Origin of the sequence: Rhodanobacter sp. C05 (assembly GCF_002001165.1) — a bacterium.
Classification (GTDB): domain Bacteria; phylum Pseudomonadota; class Gammaproteobacteria; order Xanthomonadales; family Rhodanobacteraceae; genus Rhodanobacter.
In genome coordinates this window covers 518,119-534,961 of record NZ_MUNQ01000005.1, presented here as the reverse complement: position 1 = coordinate 534,961, position 16,843 = coordinate 518,119, and the positions used below count along the sequence as shown (strand labels likewise).

The following is a 16,843-nucleotide window of genomic DNA, read 5'->3' as shown; positions in this document are numbered from 1 at the left end:
ACAAGTCGGTCTAGACAAGCAGCCCGGGATGTCGGTTCCGCGAAGGCATGGCGCAATCCCCGCACAACCTCCGTGCAATCAGAAGCGGTTGAAATGGTACGTGCCGTCATCAGCAAGGCGTACCCAGGGAGACGCCCGCACATTTCCACTCGCCTTACTGGTGACATCCGGCTACAGCCCATCTGGAGAGACCTTTGAAAATCAACAAGATTGCCTTCGCGGTGCTGACTGCGTTGGTTGCTAGTCATGCGGCTTACGCAGCTGATGACAACGACAAACCCACCAACAACGCGCCGGCCGCAACCACCGCTGCGACACCAACCGCTGCCGCGGCTGCCGATACGTCGTCCAGCACGACCACGCTTCAGGCGATCACCGTCACAGCTCAGCACACCGTCCAAGACATCCAGGTCGTGCCGATCACGATTCAGGCCTTCACTGGCAACACCTTGCAGCAGTTGAACATCACGTCATTCAATGACCTGATCAAATACCTGCCCAACGTGACCTTTGCCGCGAACGGTCCAGGCCAGGGCAACATCTACATGCGCGGCCTGAGTACCGGTTTCCTTGGCAACCAGTCCAGCGCGACCATCGCGCCGTTCCCGAACGTGGCCGTCTATCTTGACGACCAGTCCATGCAGTTCCCGGCGCGTAACCTCGACATCTACATGGCCGACATGGAGCGCGTCGAAGTCCTCGAAGGCCCGCAGGGCACCCTGTTCGGCGGTGGCGCCGAAGCCGGCGCGGTGCGCTACATAACCAACAAGCCCAATCTCGACAAGGTCAGCGGCAGCGTCGAAGCCAGCACCGGCATCACCGCTGGTGGTGGCCCGAACAATTCGGCCAACGCGGTGCTGAACCTGCCGATCATTCCCGGTACGTTCGCTGTGCGTGCCGTCATCTTCAACGATCATCAGGGCGGTTACATCGACAACGTGCCGAGCACATTCACGCGTCAGCCCACCGACGGTGGCGGTGCGATGGCTCCATACGTAGCTGCTGGCGGCACTCCGGTTGCCAACAACTATAGCGTTGCGCAGAACAACTGGAATCCGGTCGATTATCAGGGCGCCCGCCTGTCCGGGCTGTGGAAGATCAACGATAACTGGAACTTCCTGATCGCCGAGAGCTACCAGAACATGGATGCCAACGGCCAGTCCTCGACGTACCCGGTCGGTGCGGATGGCCAGACGCTAGGCACCAATGAGATCACCGCGTTCGTACCGGGCTGGAACAATGACCATGACACCAACACCGCCTGGACATTGAATGGCCAGATCGGCGACCTCTCAGTGGTTTACACCGGCGGCTACACCAATCGTCGCATCAGCGAGCAGCAGGATTACACCAACTACTCGCGCAGCGCGGGTGGCATGTATTACCAATGCACCGGTACCTCGGCGGGTATTTCCAGCGCCGGCAAGCCCACCTGCTATTCGCCGGCCGGCTACTGGAACGACAAGGTAGCCAGCACGCACCAGAGCCACGAGTTGCGCCTGAGCACACCGGAAGACTATCGCTTCCGTGCCATCGGCGGCCTGTACTATGAAGACTTCAGCATCGACGACCACATGCGGTTCGACTACAACACGATTCCGTCCTGTACGCCGCAAAACCTCGCCAGCGCGCTCGCCGGCGGTAATCCTTGCGTGGCCGTTGCGGAGTCTTCGCCGGGTGTCGTTCTCCCCGCTGGCACGGCCTTCGGTGAAAACGCGCAGCGTGGCTACAAACAGGAAGCGGCATTCGGTTCGGTGTCGTATGACATCATCCCGGATGTCCTGACCGCGACGGCCGGCACGCGCTATTACCACTACTCCGAGTGGGAGACTGGTACGGAGTTCTATACCACCAGCGCCCAGGTGAACGTCCCCAACGGCACCTACGTGGGCGATGACACGGTGATAAATTCACACACCACATATAATGGCTTTAAGAGTAATGCGAACCTGACGTGGCACATCACGCCGGACACGATGGTGTATTACACCTACTCGCAGGGCTTCCGTCCGGGTGGTTTCAACCGCACGTCCTCGGACGTGGCGAAGCTTGATGGCGAGCCGCAGTACAAGAAGCCGATCAGCTACGCGCCCGACACGCTGACCAACAACGAAATCGGTTTCAAAGGCACCTTCCTCGAGGATCGCCTGCTGTTCAACGCCTCCGTGTATGACATGCGGTGGGACAACGTGCAGATGCAGTTCTTCAACCCGTTGGTGCTGGGCAACACCACCTTCGCGGTCAATGGTCCGAACTACAAGGTGCAGGGTCTGGAACTGCAATTCCAGGCGCGCATTACGGATGGCTTGACCCTCATGGGCGCGGGCTCGCTCAACCATTCCAAGCAGACCAACTCGCCGTGCCTGGTCAACAATATTCCGGGGTCGACTGGCTACAACACGTGCATCGTCGAAACCGGAGCCATTGGCGACGTGGCGTCGTTCGCCAATCCGTTCGGCGAAGTGGGCAGCACGCCGGCCTTCTCGCCCCGTTCGCAGTTCAATCTGCGCCTGCGTTACGACTGGACGTTCGGCGACGGCATGAAGGCCTTCTGGCAGGTTGGAGCAAACCGCACCGGCTCGATGTACAACCAGCCGGCAACCTATCCGAGCGGCACGGGCGTGACGAACGTCACCACGGTGGAGCTGCGCTACCTGCAGGCCGCCTATACCACCGTCGACGCATCGCTGGGTGTGGCCAAGGACAACTGGAACGTGTCGCTATACGGCACCAATCTGAACAACAGTCACGCCAGCGTGTTTACGTCCTCGGCCGAGTTCATCGAGTCGCAGGTGCCGATCCGTCCGCGCGTGATCGGCGTGAAGGTGGGCTTCAAGTTCTAAGCGCCAATCGCGTGCGAAGTCGATGCAAATAGAATGGGGGTGGGTTGGAAGCCTGCCCCCAATTTGACGGTTTTTTTGGTCCCCATGAACACTACGGCAGTCCACCAGATCCTCTCGCCGCTGGAGCTTCACCTGCAGCGCATCCGTCAGTTGCAGGTGGACGGGCAGCACGCGCACGCGTTGCCGGCCGCCCAGGCGTTGCTGGCCGAGACACCCGACCATATCGAGATGCTCTATCTGGTAGCCCGCAGCCAGCGCTACCTGGGACAGATCGACGCCGCGTTGCAAACGCTGGCACGCATGGAACAGCAACATCCTCATTACAGCCGGGTACACGAGGAGCGCGGCCACTGTTACGTGGTGCAGCGCGATGCGCCGCGCGCGATCGACGCGTTGCTGCGTGCGGTCAACATCAACCCGGCGCTGCCTTCAAGCTGGAACCTGCTCGAAGGCCTTTACCGCATGGCGGGCGATAACGCCAATGCGGCGACCGCCGCCTCGCACGTTGCCACGCTCAAGCGTCTGGCACCCGAGATCGTGCACGCGACCAGCCATTTTTCCGATGGCGAACTTGACCCTGCCGAACGGATCATCCGCGCCTATCTGCTCAGGGCCGGCAACGATGTCGAGGCGATGCGCCTGCTCGCCCGCATCGGCCTGAAGCGCGACGTGCTCGACGATGCCGAAATCCTGCTCGACGCCGTGCTGAAGATCGCCCCGGATTATCGTGCGGCACGCTACGACTATGCATCCGTACTGCTCGAGCGACACCTGTACCAGCGTGCCTGCGAAGAGGCCGGCAAGCTGCTCGCGATCGAGCCCGATCATCTCGATTACCGGGCGCTATACGCCAGCGCGAGCGTCGGCCTGGGCGAACACGAGCGTGCCATCACGCTGTACCAGAAGCTTGTGCAGGAGCTGCCCGGCGCGGCCGATCTGCATCTGTCGCTCGCGCATTCGCTGAAGACGCAGGGACGGCAGGCGGAAGCGATCGAGGCCTATCGCGCCGCCGCTGCCGCACGCCCGGATTTTGGGGATGCCTACTGGAGTCTGGCGAACCTGAAAACGTATCGCTTCTCCGATGCGGAGATCGCCCGCATGCGCGCTGCCGAAGCAGCGCCGGCCATGCAGCCCGTCGATCGTCAGCATCTGTGCTTCGCGCTCGGCAAGGCGTTCGAGGACCGCAGTGATTACGCCGAATCGTGGCGCTATTACAGCCAGGGCAACGCGCTCAAACGGTCCGGGAGCCGCTACCGTGCCGAGATCATCGAAACCAATACGCGCCAGCAGATCGAAGTCTGCACGCGCGAGTTCTTCGCCGGCCGCGAAGGCGTTGGCGATCAGCGCCCGGACCCGATCTTCATCGTCGGGTTGCCGCGTGCCGGCTCCACCTTGATCGAGCAGATACTGGCATCCCATTCGGGCGTCGAAGGCACCCATGAGCTGGGCGAGATTCCGCGCATGGTGCTCGACCTGCAGGGACGGGAATTCGATCTCGACAACCCGCGTTATCCGGGTGTCCTGGCCGATCTCGCGCCCGAGGATTTTCGGCGGCTTGGCGAAAAGTACCTGGGCGATACCCGCATCTATCGCGGCAACGCGCCGTACTTCATCGACAAGATGCCGAACAACTTCCGGCATGTCGGCCTGATCCATCTGATCCTGCCCAACGCGAAGATCATCGACGTACGGCGCGAACCGATCGCCTGCTGTTTCAGCAATCTGAAACAGCTGTTTGCCACGGGCCAGGAATTCACCTACAGCGTCGAAGACATCGCGCGTTACTACCGGACCTATCTCGATGTGATGCAACACTGGGATGAGGTACTGCCGGGCCGCGTGCTGCGTGTCCATCATGAAGACGTCGTCGACGATCTCGAGAGCAGCGTGCGTCGAATTCTCGATTTCTGCGGACTGGCCTTCGAGCCGTCCTGTCTGGAGTTTCACAAGACCGCACGCAGCGTGCGCACGGCCAGCTCGGAGCAGGTCCGTCAGCCCATATTCCGCGACGGGATGGATCAGTGGGCGAAATACGAGACCTGGCTGGGTCCGCTGAAAGAAGCGCTCGGCGACGCTCGGACGCGCTATCGCCAGAGCGGGGTCACCACGCCAGGCTAGGGCAGGTGTCCGCGCATCTTCCTATGCTTGTCACAATTGTCTAGTTATCTAGACAGACCGGGCGTCTCGTTCCGGTGCAGTGCATTCCAGCTGGCCAGCGTGCCGCTGCCATGACGGTGGATAGGCCGGTGAAGGAAGGGTGGTATGAGCGAAATCGAGCGCGGGCGTGGCGTGGCGCTATGGAGCCAGATAGCCGACATTCTTGCCGACGACATCTTCAAGGGAAGGTTGCGGCAGAGCGAGCAGCTGCCTTCGGCGCAGGAACTGGCCACTCGTTTCGACGTCAACCGGCATACCGTGCGCCGGGCCATCGCGACGCTGGAGCAGCGCCGTCTGGTGCGCACGGAACAGGGGCGCGGCACCTTCGTGCAGGAGCAGACGCTGGACTACCCGATCAGCCGGCGCACCCGCTTCAGCCAGAACATGCGCAACCTCAACGTCGACACGGACATCGAGATCCTGGACGACGCACGCGAGATCCCACCGACGCATGTGGCGGAGGCGCTGGGCCTGGGACGCAATGAGTATGTCTACCGTATCGACTCCTTGAGCCGCGCCGATGGCCATATCATCGACCACAGCACGGCCTATTTCCCGGCGACGCGCTTTCCGGGCCTGCCGGCGGTCTATCGACGCACCCAGTCGGTCACACAGACGTTGAACGAGTTCGGTGTCGGCGACTATGTCCGCCTGCACACCCGCGTCTCCGCACGCCTGCCCGATGCCCATACGGCGCGGTTGATGAAATTGCCGGCGAACCGCCCGCTGCTCCATGTGCAATCGATCAACACCGACCCGCGAGGCGGTCCGGTGCAATATGGCATCGCGCGCTTTTCGGGCGACTGGGTGCAACTCGTGCTGATGGCGGGCGATTGATGCGCTACGCGATCTATTTCTGCCCGGCCAACGACACTGCGCTGGGACAGCTGGGTCGGGACTGGCTTGCGGCATCAACCGATGCGCCCGAACTGCCCGGCATCAGCATGGAACGACGGGATGCGTTGCTGGCCAATGCACGTCGCTACGGCTGGCATGCCACCATCCGCGCCCCGTTCACGCTGGCGGCGGATGTCGTCTATGACGATGTACGCCGCGCCGTCGCTGCCGTGGCACGCGACTGCGCATCGTTCGAGCTGTCTCTGCGGATCGAACGGCTGGCCAGCTTTCTTGCGCTTCGCCCAGGCGTCGACGGTGCCGCGCCACAGAAGCTGGCGGCAACCTGCCTCGAAGCATTGGAACCGCTGCGCGCTTCCCGGCCGAACGCGGCGCAGGATCGTCGCGGCGCCAGTCTCGATGCGGCTGAACTCGTCCTGCTGCAACGTTACGGCTATCCCTATGTGCTCGATCGCTACCGCTTCCATTTCACCTTGTCCGCGCCGGCAACCGAGTCGGAAGAACAGGTCATGCGCCAATGGCTGGAGCCGCGTGTGGCCGAGCTGCCGTTGACACGCGTCGATGCGCTGTCGATCTGTCATGAAGCTGCACCGGGCGATGCGTTCGAGCTGCTTGAACGGATTCCGTTATGCGCACCCGGCATGGATCGCACGTCGTGAACGAGGGCCGTCTGTATTACGTGATGGGACCATCCGGTGCGGGCAAGGACAGTGTGCTGGGCTGGGTACGTTCGCATGGCGTTTCGCATGATGTGATCTGCGCGCACCGCTACATCACCCGTCCGGCGCAGGCCGGTGGCGAAAACCATGTGGCGTTGAGCGAGGCGGAGTTTCTATTGCGTGTGCATCGCGGCCTGTTTGCCTTGACCTGGCGCGCGCATGGGCTGCACTACGGCATTGGCCGCGAAATCGAGCACTGGCTGGAACGTGGCGCCAAGGTCATGGTGAATGGGTCGCGCGATGCGTATCTGCAGGCACTGGAACGCTACCCTGCGCTGCAACCGGTACTGATTACCGCCAGCCGCGAGACCATGGCCACGCGCCTGGCTTCACGCGGCCGGGAAACCAGCGAGGATATCGCTGCACGACTTGCACGAAGCGATGCCTACCAGATGCCGGCAGGCGTCCTTGTGATCCACAACGACGGCGATCTTGCCGAAGCCGGCGCCGCGTTGCTGGACGCGATCACGCAAACCCACTGAATCGACATGACCATGGTCGAGCATGTCTCGACCATGGTCCATCAGTTGCAGCCTCTGACTTTCGATGCAACGACCTTCAGGCGAGCGTCGGCAGCGTGGCCGGCATGCCGGCATGCTGGGCCTTGGCCTTGAAATAGAAGGCCGAAGCCAGCGTGATCAGCATGCCGATGCTCGAAAGTCCGACGACCAGGCTGGCGTAGAACGCGGCCCATGACAGGTGCGCGCCGCCGAATTCCTTGAACAGGATGACCGCGACGCTGCCCATGTAGCCGCTGGCGTCGGAGATGTACATCATGAAGCCGACGTTGCCGGCCACCTGAAATGTCGCCAGCATGCGCTCGAAGAACGTGCAGTTGTACGGCACGTAGGCAAGATACAGACCGAATCCGCTACCACCGACCCACCACACCGGATCGATCAGGCCGCGGCTGTGCAGCCAGGTGGTGCCCACCGCGATGGCAAAGCCGCTGAAGATCATCACATGGTTGAGCATCAGCGCTTTTAGGTTGTCACGCACCGCCATCGTGCAGGCCGTAAGCAACAGCACGGCCAGCGCGATAGGCACCTCGGTCTGCGTGAACACCGCGGCGTTGTGTCCGCGCCCCAGGTCGGACCAGATCTCGGCAGCGAAGTTGTCGCGAAAGTCGCGCATCACGGTCAATGCGACATAGGCCATCGCGATCATGATCACGCCGGGTAAAAAGCGGGCCAGGAAGGCGCTGCGGCTGTCGGCGTCCATCGGCGTGCGCACGTTGCGGGCGGCAATATCATCGGCACTGGGTGCCGGCAGGCGTTCAAGCAGCCAGGTGGCAAAGCAGAGCGGTGGCACGAACACCAGGCCGGTCGTGAACGGCATCCAGAACTCGCTGACCCCATAGCTGACCATCAGGTATTCGCCCACTGTTTTCACCACACCGGAAGCGACGATGAAGCTGGCACACATGAAGGCACCCATCAGCTCGGTAGCGCGCCGGCCCTCCAGGTAGCCGAAGATCACGCCCCACACCATGCCCAGCGGCAATCCGTTGAGAAACAGGCAGGCGATATTCCACGGCGCCGGAATCAGGGCGAAGCCGAGCAAGGCGATCCAGGCAAAGCCGATCAATCCCGCCAGCGTACGCACGCGATTCTGCCGCTGCATCTCGGCGACCCAGGTAATGCCACGGACCTTGCTCAGCATGTAGCCGAAGACCTGGGCGATCACCAGCCATACCTTGTAGTCGACGCCGGCGAAGTGCATGCCGGTGAACTCGGCGGCGGTGAATGGCTTGCGGAACGCGTACATCGAGGCGTAGGCCAGAAACGCCGCACTGCCTGCAAGCAGGTTGACCGCCATCCGATGATGGCGCTGGCCGGAAAACCACGAGGCGACACGCATGCAGGCAACCCTTGACGGAATGCCTCGCATCTTGTGGACGGCACGTTACAGCGTCGTGGCTTTGTTTAGGCAGGAATGCAGATATGGCGCTTTGCGGGGGCGCCATCCCAAAAACCATGTTTTCTGGCACATGAACACCAATGTTTGAGGTGGTGAGCGAAGCCCCATGTCTGCAGCACTTGCTGCAAACATGGGTGTCTTGATCATCCACATGGACAGAACCGCAAAGTCTGTGCACTTTGGTGCCCCATAAGACGAGCTGCTTTGGGCGATAGCTTCGAGCGTCACCGAGTCTGATCAGACGAGCCTTCGTTCCAGCGCCCGGAGCACCGCGCGGGTGCGGTCGCTCACGCCGAGCTTCGACAGAATGCTGGAGACGTGGTTGCGTACCGTGCCTTCGCTGAGACGCAGCGCCTCGGCGATCTCGCCGTTGGAGATGCCGCTGGTCATCAGCTTCAGGACTTCGCGCTCGCGCGGCGTGAGCGCGTCGGGCGTCTCGAACGCGTCATCGCGCCAGGCGCCGGTGCGGGCAGCGTCCAGACCTTCCGCCAGCGGGGCGAACAGATACGCGCCGCCGCCGGCGACGGTGCGGATCGCCTCCACCAGCGTCTCGGCGGTCACGGCCTTGAGCAGGAAGCCACGCGCACCCGCCCGCACGCCAGCCACCAGGGCCGCATCGTCCTCAAAGGTCGTGAGCAATAGCGTGGGTGGGAGGACACCTCGCGCGGCGAGGGTCTCGACGACCTCCACGCCGGTCAGCTTCGGCATACGCACGTCCAGCAGCAGGACGTCCGGCCGGTCGGTAATGACGGCGGCGACTGCGGCCTCGCCGTCGGCGGCCTCAGCGCAGACGACGATGCCCTCGAACAGGGTCAGCAGGGCTTTGAGGCCGCTGCGGATCAGCGCCTGGTCATCGGCTATGCAGACGCGGATCACGGCCGCGCGCCCACGGGCGGAATCGCGCCGCTGACCTGGAAGCCTTCGCCGCTGTGGCTGAACACCGCCAGCCAGCCGCCCAGGGCCTCAAACCGTTCGCGCATGCCGGCCAGGCCCTGGCCCTCGGCGACGTCTGCGTCTGCTCCGACGCCATCGTCCTTGGCCGTCAGCCGGACCTCCCCGTTGGGAGCCTGCGCGAGCTCTATCCGGAGCTGACGTGCGCCAGCGTGCCGCCGGGTATTGGTGATCAGCTCCTGCACGCACCGCAAAAGGGCGTCCGCCCGAGGCGCGTCCAGTGCACCGAGTGCTTCGGGCAGGACGAGCCGAACGTCGAGGTCGGCTGCCCCTTCGGCCAATGCCAGCAGGGTCGCCTGCAAGTCCACGGGCTGGACGCGTACCTGCCTCACCACCTTGCGGACTTCGGCCAACAGCTCGCCGGCGATTTCGCGCGCCTGGCCGAGGTGGGACGCCGACTGGCCCTGCGCCAGTCGTGCGGCCACATCGAGGTGCACGTGCAAGCTGGTGAGATGGTGGCCCAGCACATCGTGCAGATCGCGCGAAATGCGCAGCCGCTCGCCCATGCGGGCGCTCTCGGTCAGCAGGGCCTGGGCGGCGGTCAGCTCCGCGTTTGCGCGGGCCAGGCGCTCGTGCGCTGCGGCCTCGCTGCGGGCAAGGTGGGCGGCACTGATGGCGAAGAGCTGAAAGCCGCAGCTCGAGACCAGGATCACCGCCGACATGCCTTGTCCGCCGACGGCGCACTTCTGGGCGACCAGGGCCGCGGCCAAGGCGGCGGCCGCCAGCAGCGCCGTGCGCAGGGAAGCGATCCAGGCCACCTGCCAGGCGATCACGACGATCATGCTCGTCACCAGGAAGCTCGGGTAGAGCCAGACCAGGTATTGCGCGGCGAAACCCTCGAGGAAGAACAGGGCGGCCTTGCGCGGTGTCAGGCCCGGGCTCCCGTCCAGCTCGGCCGCGACATAGGCCGCGACCAGCACGCCATAGGCGGCCGTCCACTGGAGGTCCCAGTGCGGATGGGCAGCAAAGGTTTCCGGTCGCAGCAGGCGGGTCACGAGGGCCAATCCGCCGGCCGCCGCCAGCATCAGAACGCACGCGGCCTGGACGAGCAGACGGATGCGATCCAGAGATGTGCGCGGCCAGGGCATAAGGCCGACCTTAACTCTCGGGCACGATCCTGTCCCATGACGCTTGTCATGGGCAGCGGGCATGACAGCACTCACTTATCGGGCGGGGCAGATCTGCCCAATCCTGAGTCGACCATCAACCAAGGAGACAACGATGCTTCGCTCGCCCCTGCTTAGTCGTACCGTCCTCAGTGCGCTCGCCGGCGCCATGATCCTTTCCGCTTTCGTCTTCCAGGCCCGCGCCGCGGACCTGTCCGCGGCGGCATGCGCCGGGATTGCCACGCCCGATCAAAAACGCGATGCCTCGACGATCCAGCGGATCGAGCAGGCTTGGCTGACCGCGGAATACCACGGCCACCGGGAATATCTGGCGTGCCTGCTGGAGCCTGACTACCAGACCTCCAGCCGATCCGGTCTCGTCCGCTCGCGGCAGGACGTGATCGATCGCGTCCCACAGGTTGCCGACGACGCACGCGAGGTCCCGAAGCTCGAGACCATCGTCGTGATCCACGGAGATTCCGCGACGGCCCATTCCATCCTCAAGACGACGGACAAGGCGGGCAATCCGAAGGAGGTGCATTTCGTCGACGGCTACACCTTCCACGACGGCCGCTGGTTCGCCTTCAGCGGCGCGGATCTCTGATCGCTTGGCGATGCAAGACCGGACCGTCGTTCGGGCGACAGTGCTCAGGAGTTGATTGACCCCCCGAGTTAGCAAAGGCCGCCATAAAGCATGTGCGCCAAGGATGGCGCCAAAGTCTGTACAAGAAGTTACAGACTTTGAAGCTCTGTCCAAGTGGGATTCGTGTCGGCGTTGCTTAACCCTGTCGTTCGGTCAGAAGCGAAGATAAATCATGAGCTTAGCTTGGCGCACACACGCGGGGCGAGATTGCCATCGACAGGGTTAAGTAACTTTTGACGACCAGCGACATGATTAAGTGACTTTTTGTAGCCCGGCGACGGGGTTAAGCCGTAATCGGAAAAGCAGATTGAGCGTTAACAAAAAAGCGCAAGCTTCAGCGTGAGGAAGCTCGCGAAAGCCGGCCCTGTTTCTGTCGTTAGCAACGAGTCGGAGCAGACGACGATGACCCAGCACTTCCGCTGATCTGTATAGGCGCTCTTGAGTCATCGAATACGTTCCGTACCGACGAACATTTAGTACACATCATTCGCAGTCAAAGGTCATCGAGGCTATTCCGACCCGCACGCTACCGAAGCGGACATCAAAGATGTTGGCGTGGCAGTCGTTTACGAAATCATCGCACAGAGGAGCGGGTAGCCATGAGGAAGTGGATGCGCGAAAAGCCGCGTGCCGCTTAACTCAGGCGCTGAGGCCGTAGAAAATTACCTGCCGCATGTGCTTCATCACCAGGCGAGACGGCAAGCTACAGAATGACCTGAAGAGGCTGATAGCGGCGCGGTAGCCACGGCCTTGGGCTCGCTATGCTTCACCCAGTAAAAGTAGACTATCACTTACACTTTGTGTCCTTAGGACACAAAGTGTAAGTGATATACGAATTCTAGGCAATAGGGGCTGGTAGCATGTTTAGGCCGGGGTCACTCGCCTTGCGCAAATTCATTCACTAGATATACACTACGTGTCCTGAGGACACGTAGTGTATATCTAAGGCAATGAAATCTAAGTTGGGCGTCCCTGCCCGTATTCCGTTGCCTAGCGCGGTGGAATTGCTACTTCGCCGCGATATACGAGGCCCGGTAATTTCCGGCTATGACTTGGCGCGCTTGGTGTTTCGCGTGGTTACCGATGGGCAGGTTGAAGGCCGCGAGCTGCGCTTAGCACGTCGAATCGCAATGCGCTCAGACCTATTTTCGGTGCGGCGAACGTTGATTGCGCGTGGCGCACTCTTAGAAGACAAGTCGCTTCCACGTAGCGTCCTCAGGACAGGAGCAACATCCCGCCCAGACGCCGAAGTCGTTTACTGCGCTCTAGATCCCTTTGGGTACGTATCGCATCTAAGCGCTATGGTTTACCACGGACTCAGCAACCGCTTGCCCAAGGTCCTGTTCGTTACCAGTCCAACCCCTGAGGCTTGGAAGGACCTTGCAGCCAGTCGCATGGAGCGTGATCTGGGTGACGAGCTCCCAGCCTTCCGAGCAGCCAACTTTCCCAACCTCGTTCGGCACAAGGTCGAAAAGCTTCAAGGTCAGACCTTAAATGTCGTGCACACAAAGGAGATCGGCGGTGGCTTTCGGGTTGCCCAAGATGGCCTGTTGCGCGTCAGCACCCTAGGACGCACCTATCTCGACATGCTGCGGCGCTCCGAGCTATGTGGGGGTATGGCCCATGTCATCGAGATCTTTGAGCAGAATGCGAGTGAGCATATCTCGCTCATCCTCAGCGAGCTGGAAAAGCACGGATCAAAAATTGACCGCGTTCGCGCGGGCTACATACTTGAGGAGCGCTGCGGAATTCGAGATGCTCGAATCGACGCTTGGGTAATTGATGCACAACGAGGGGGGTCGAGACGTTTGGATCCTGAGAAAGAGTACATGCCTTCGTTTTCGGACCGCTGGATGATCTCTACCAATGTCTAACGTTGACCTAATCAGCTGGGTTGGAGCTTCCAAAACTGAAACGGAGCTTCAGTTCCGGCAAGCGATCCATACAATTGTGAGTGCCATGGCAGCTGACGGTGAGCTCGCAGATATGAGCTTCATGAAGGGCGGGATTTTGCTTGCACTCCGCTACCACAGTCCTCGATACACGCAGGACATAGACTTCTCGACCCCAAAGGGTTGGTCACAGGAAGAAGCAGACCATCTCGTCAAACGGTTGAGCCGGGGGTTGGCCGAAGCTGTAGACCGGCTAGGGTATGAACTTGATTGCAAAATCCAGTCCGCAAAACCAGACCCCAAACCTAAGGAGACATTCACGCATTTCTGGATCAATCTGAAAGTAAGCATCGGATACGCGAAGCGAGGTAGCCGCGATCATAAGAACCTCATGCGAAACCAGGCTCGGCGTGCTGTCCAAATGGACTACAGCTTCGATGAGCGTGTACCAACAAAGGATATCTTCCAAGTAGGAAGTGATGGCTTACTGCGTGTTTATGCACTAACAACCCTAATCGCGGAGAAATACCGCGCGATGCTCCAACAGGTGAGTCGTGACCGGGCGCGTCGTCAGGACGTTTTCGATTTGTACTTTCTGCTATCCAACTACGACTTGCGGAGTGACGAATGCCGCCTCGAAGTTCTCGAAGTACTTCGAATGAAAGCAGAGGACCGGGGCGTTGATGTGACGCAAAATGCCATTGCCAATCCCGAGGTAATCGAGCGGGCTCGCAAAGAATACCCATCGCTAGCCAACGAGCTCGACGAGGGCATACTCCCGGCTTTTGATCAGTGCTACTCGGTTGTCCGTGCCTACTATGAAGAGTTGCCTTGGGAGGCATGAGCGACGGGGTTAGGTAAACTTCGTCCACGTAGTGACAGGTTTAAGTGACCAGTTACGACCTCATTCAGAGGATCTAATTGTCCAACAGGCTGCTGGACAATTGAGTCATCAAATTGCTGGCGAAGGGATCTCCATCTAGCCTGCCGCCGTAGGAGGCGGCAATTTGTGCAACAGCCTGTTGCGCAAATTGGTCAACGGGTTGTTGACCAATCGCCATTAGCCGGATCACGGCATCTCTGTGATGGCCTGCCCATCCAGTTGGCTACGACATTCCCATGTGAGGTTTAGCCATCTGATAACCCATAGCGCGATAGCCGCGTTGCCTCTTGTCCCACATCCGCAACAGCGCTGGGTGGCCTGTGTCTACGAAGTCGATGACGCGGACATCGGTCTTGGATGCGTGCTCACGATGCAGGCGGCCGGCATACTGCTGAAGTGTCCCTCTCCATGAGATCGGCATCGCTAGCACCAGCGTATCAAGCGGTGGATGGTCGAAGCCTTCGCCAACCAGCTTTCCTGTGGCGAGAAGAATCCGCGCTAGATCAGGTGGCAGCTCATCGAGTTCCTGGATCACCTTGGCACGCTGCTTCTTTGGCATGCGTCCGTGGAGGACGAACGGAGTGGGCACTTTGCCGAGGAGTGCGGTGGCCAAGGCATCGAGATGTTCGGTACGCTCGGTCAGTACAAGTACCTTGCGTCCCTGATTGAACGCGTCCCGTACAGCATCGGCGACCGCGGTTGTGCGCGCGGGGTCATGGATGAGATGACGGAAGACGTCTTGAATGCCGGCTTCCTGGGGCAGGTCGATGGATGTGCCCAAAGTGTGCGCCACAACTTCCAGATCGTGCGGCGCGCTCGATGGCTGGGCGGCGGTGTAACGGGTCGGCCCGCACTGCATGAAGACGATCGGTTGCTGGCCATCACGGCGTATTGGCGTAGCGGTCAGGCCAAGCACAAATTTTGCCTTGACTCGTTTCAGGATGGCGTCGAACGATACAGCGCCGACATGGTGACATTCATCAATGATGACGTGTCCGTAGTTCTCGACCAGTGAGTTGATTTCGCCCTGTCGCGACAGAGATTGAATCACGGCAATATCAATCTTTCCCGTTGGCTTGGCCTTGCCGCCGCCGATGGTGCCAACCACGCCTTTGCCGACGCCCAGAAAAGACTGGAGGCGCTCCTGCCATTGCTTGAGCAGTTCGGTGCGATGAACGAGCACCAGCGTATTGACGCCTCGTCTGGCGATCATGGCTGCCGCGGCCACCGTCTTGCCGAAGGCCGTGGGTGCACACAGTACCCCAGTATCGTAATGCAACATTGCGACCACCGCGGCTTCCTGATCATCGCGCAGCGTGCCGGCGAAACTCACTTCGACGGGCTGCCCTTCGTAGCGTTCATCTCGCACATGGCACACGATGCCGTTGAGCTCCAGTAGCTCCTTGATGGCGTCCAGGCAACCGCGCGGTAACGCGATGTGGTTGGGGTAGTTCTCGGCGCAGCCAATGATGCGGGGCTTGTCCCATACGGCGAAACGCATCGCCTGCGCCTTGTAAAACTCAGGATTCTGGAAAGCGGCCAGACGGATCAGGCGGTTGGCAAGAGGTTGTGGAAGCCTCGCCTTCTCGAAGTAGATGAGATTGGCCAGTATGACCGTGAGTGACTTCGGCATGGCCCCGACCAGCTTGTTGCTCGAAGGTGAGGAGTGCTTCCACGGCTCCTTGTGATCTTCCTCATCAATGAAAGTTACATCCAGCGGATGCGCTCCACCCGTGGCGCGAAGGATGGTGGGCTCGATATCGTGCGCTGGCATGGGCTGCAACGAGGCCAGGAAAGCCCACTGATCTGGGTGGGGGCGCAGCATGTCGTCGACGAACACACTGCAGCCATTTTCGCGAGGCTCCTTTTGCAGGGGCAGTGCGATCAGGTTTCCGAATCCACCCTTGGGCATCGTGTCTTGATTGGGGAATAGGCGATCATAGGAAGTCAGCTTCAACTGGCGGGTGCGAGCGCAGGTGTGGCTGATGAGGGCGACACCGAGTCGCCGGGCATCACGGGCAGATACACGACTGGCAAAGAACACCCACGCATGGGCCCCGTCGCCCGAGCGGGAGATCTCAAGTGCGACAGGAACGCCAAGGTCACGGCAGGACCGTGCAAAGGCCAAGACGTCCTCTTTCCATTCGGCCTCATCGAAATCCGCTGCCAGGAAGTGACAGGTGTCGTCGGACATCAGCGGATAGACACCCGCCGTATGCTTTCCTGCCAGATGGTCATAGAGAACAGCATCCGATAGCGGAAGAAGCAATCGATGGCTGCAATCCGAACATTTGATGCGCGGCTTTTGACAGACGCCAGGGTGCCATTCGTTGCCGCAGGCTGGCGAGTACCCTGCCTTGCCGGTGGACTTGCTCGCCCAACGGACGGGATAGACATCGGTACGTCCTTGAAACAGGCGGCGGAAGAGCCTCACTTTCTCAGCGGTGCTGAGTTTCAAGCGCTCAGCATCTTCGAGAGTTGCAGGCGAAGGCTTTGGCACTGCCGGCAAGCGCCATTCAACGCCGTGAGCTTCCAACAGTGCGACAAGTCGGGCGTTTTCCGTCTGGAGGGCGGTTAATGTCACATTGTTCGCCATCGGAAAAGCGCCTCGTCTTTCATCTCTCGCTGCGATGTCAGCAAGTCTATCGGCCCAGCTGACCCTTTGGAGTGCAAAAAGCTCGATGCGGACGCTCGCATCGTGGGGAATGGGGTATGTTGTGAGCTGGCGAATTGTGCAGCAGGTTGCTGCCCAAATGGGTCCGCCGCAATTGGCCAGATCATGGCACCTCCGCAGCGGCCTCATATCAGTTGACCGCATCACTGGTCGGCGTAACATGTACTTTACTTCTTGGGACAGACCCGAGAATCCATTCA

General features: G+C 60.9%; 12 protein-coding genes. 8 read left to right on the top strand and 4 right to left on the bottom strand.

The features are described from left to right. The first annotated feature begins 194 nt into the window (after positions 1–194). From B0E51_RS02250 to phnN, 5 genes are all read left to right on the top strand, one after another. Entirely contained in the window at positions 195–2,843 is a 2,649-nt protein-coding gene (locus B0E51_RS02250; protein ID WP_077443174.1) for a TonB-dependent receptor, read from the top strand. An 84-nt stretch (positions 2,844–2,927) separates the two neighbouring features. Next, a complete protein-coding gene (locus tag B0E51_RS02245; RefSeq protein ID WP_077443173.1) occupies positions 2,928–4,961 on the top strand; it encodes a tetratricopeptide repeat-containing sulfotransferase family protein in 2,034 nt (677 codons plus the stop codon). Positions 4,962–5,105: 144 nt separating this feature from the next. Beyond that, positions 5,106–5,837, top strand: a complete 732-nt coding sequence (phnF, locus tag B0E51_RS02240; RefSeq protein WP_077443172.1) for a phosphonate metabolism transcriptional regulator PhnF — start codon at positions 5,106–5,108, stop codon at positions 5,835–5,837. After that, positions 5,837–6,514 (top strand): DUF1045 domain-containing protein, encoded by a 678-nt coding sequence (locus B0E51_RS02235; RefSeq protein WP_077443171.1) that lies wholly within the window; start codon positions 5,837–5,839, stop codon positions 6,512–6,514. The genes phnF and B0E51_RS02235 overlap by 1 nt, the downstream gene beginning before the upstream one ends. Then, positions 6,511–7,056 (top strand): phosphonate metabolism protein/1,5-bisphosphokinase (PRPP-forming) PhnN, encoded by a 546-nt coding sequence (phnN, locus tag B0E51_RS02230; protein WP_217333052.1) that lies wholly within the window; start codon positions 6,511–6,513, stop codon positions 7,054–7,056. The genes B0E51_RS02235 and phnN overlap by 4 nt, the downstream gene beginning before the upstream one ends. A 76-nt stretch (positions 7,057–7,132) precedes the next feature. On the opposite strand, the gene B0E51_RS02225 is transcribed toward phnN, so the two are convergent. The 3 genes from B0E51_RS02225 to B0E51_RS02215 all read right to left on the bottom strand — a co-directional run bounded on the left by B0E51_RS02225 (position 7,133) and on the right by B0E51_RS02215 (position 10,533). Further along, the gene (locus tag B0E51_RS02225; protein ID WP_077443169.1) at positions 7,133–8,434 is read right to left on the bottom strand and encodes a DUF5690 family protein; all 1,302 of its coding nucleotides are present in this window, start codon (positions 8,432–8,434) and stop codon (positions 7,133–7,135) included. Positions 8,435–8,731: 297 nt separating this feature from the next. Continuing rightward, on the bottom strand, positions 8,732–9,370 hold the full coding sequence (locus B0E51_RS02220) for a response regulator transcription factor (protein WP_077443168.1): 639 nt from the start codon (positions 9,368–9,370) through the stop codon (positions 8,732–8,734). Then, entirely contained in the window at positions 9,367–10,533 is a 1,167-nt protein-coding gene (locus tag B0E51_RS02215; RefSeq protein WP_077443167.1) for a histidine kinase, read from the bottom strand. Before B0E51_RS02215 ends, B0E51_RS02220 begins: the two co-directional genes overlap by 4 nt. Before the next feature lie 133 nt (positions 10,534–10,666). Here B0E51_RS02215 and B0E51_RS02210 point away from each other — a divergent pair, with 133 nt between their 5' ends. From B0E51_RS02210 to B0E51_RS02200, 3 genes are all read left to right on the top strand, one after another. Then, a complete protein-coding gene (locus B0E51_RS02210) occupies positions 10,667–11,155 on the top strand; it encodes a DUF4440 domain-containing protein (protein WP_077443166.1) in 489 nt (162 codons plus the stop codon). A gap of 989 nt (positions 11,156–12,144) precedes the next feature. Next, the gene (locus B0E51_RS19855) at positions 12,145–13,068 is read left to right on the top strand and encodes a type IV toxin-antitoxin system AbiEi family antitoxin (protein ID WP_343124652.1); all 924 of its coding nucleotides are present in this window, start codon (positions 12,145–12,147) and stop codon (positions 13,066–13,068) included. After that, entirely contained in the window at positions 13,061–13,930 is an 870-nt protein-coding gene (locus tag B0E51_RS02200; protein WP_077443164.1) for a nucleotidyl transferase AbiEii/AbiGii toxin family protein, read from the top strand. Before B0E51_RS19855 ends, B0E51_RS02200 begins: the two co-directional genes overlap by 8 nt. 262 nt (positions 13,931–14,192) lie before the next feature. On the opposite strand, the gene B0E51_RS02195 is transcribed toward B0E51_RS02200, so the two are convergent. Beyond that, complete coding sequence (locus B0E51_RS02195; RefSeq protein ID WP_077443163.1) at positions 14,193–16,565, bottom strand: DEAD/DEAH box helicase family protein; 2,373 nt, start codon at positions 16,563–16,565, stop codon at positions 14,193–14,195. Between the last annotated feature and the right edge of the window lie 278 nt (positions 16,566–16,843).

Bases quoted from the DNA above. Each gene is read 5' to 3' on its own strand.
- B0E51_RS19855 (WP_343124652.1), top strand. From the start codon at position 12,145: ATGAAATCTAAGTTGGGCGTCCCTGCCCGTATTCCGTTGCCTAGCGCG.
- B0E51_RS02215 (WP_077443167.1), bottom strand. From the start codon at position 10,533: ATGCCCTGGCCGCGCACATCTCTGGATCGCATCCGTCTGCTCGTCCAG.
- B0E51_RS02225 (WP_077443169.1), bottom strand. From the start codon at position 8,434: ATGCGTGTCGCCTCGTGGTTTTCCGGCCAGCGCCATCATCGGATGGCG.
- phnF (WP_077443172.1), top strand. From the start codon at position 5,106: ATGAGCGAAATCGAGCGCGGGCGTGGCGTGGCGCTATGGAGCCAGATA.
- B0E51_RS02210 (WP_077443166.1), top strand. From the start codon at position 10,667: ATGCTTCGCTCGCCCCTGCTTAGTCGTACCGTCCTCAGTGCGCTCGCC.
- B0E51_RS02195 (WP_077443163.1), bottom strand. From the start codon at position 16,565: ATGGCGAACAATGTGACATTAACCGCCCTCCAGACGGAAAACGCCCGA.
- B0E51_RS02200 (WP_077443164.1), top strand. From the start codon at position 13,061: ATGTCTAACGTTGACCTAATCAGCTGGGTTGGAGCTTCCAAAACTGAA.
- B0E51_RS02245 (WP_077443173.1), top strand. From the start codon at position 2,928: ATGAACACTACGGCAGTCCACCAGATCCTCTCGCCGCTGGAGCTTCAC.
- B0E51_RS02235 (WP_077443171.1), top strand. From the start codon at position 5,837: ATGCGCTACGCGATCTATTTCTGCCCGGCCAACGACACTGCGCTGGGA.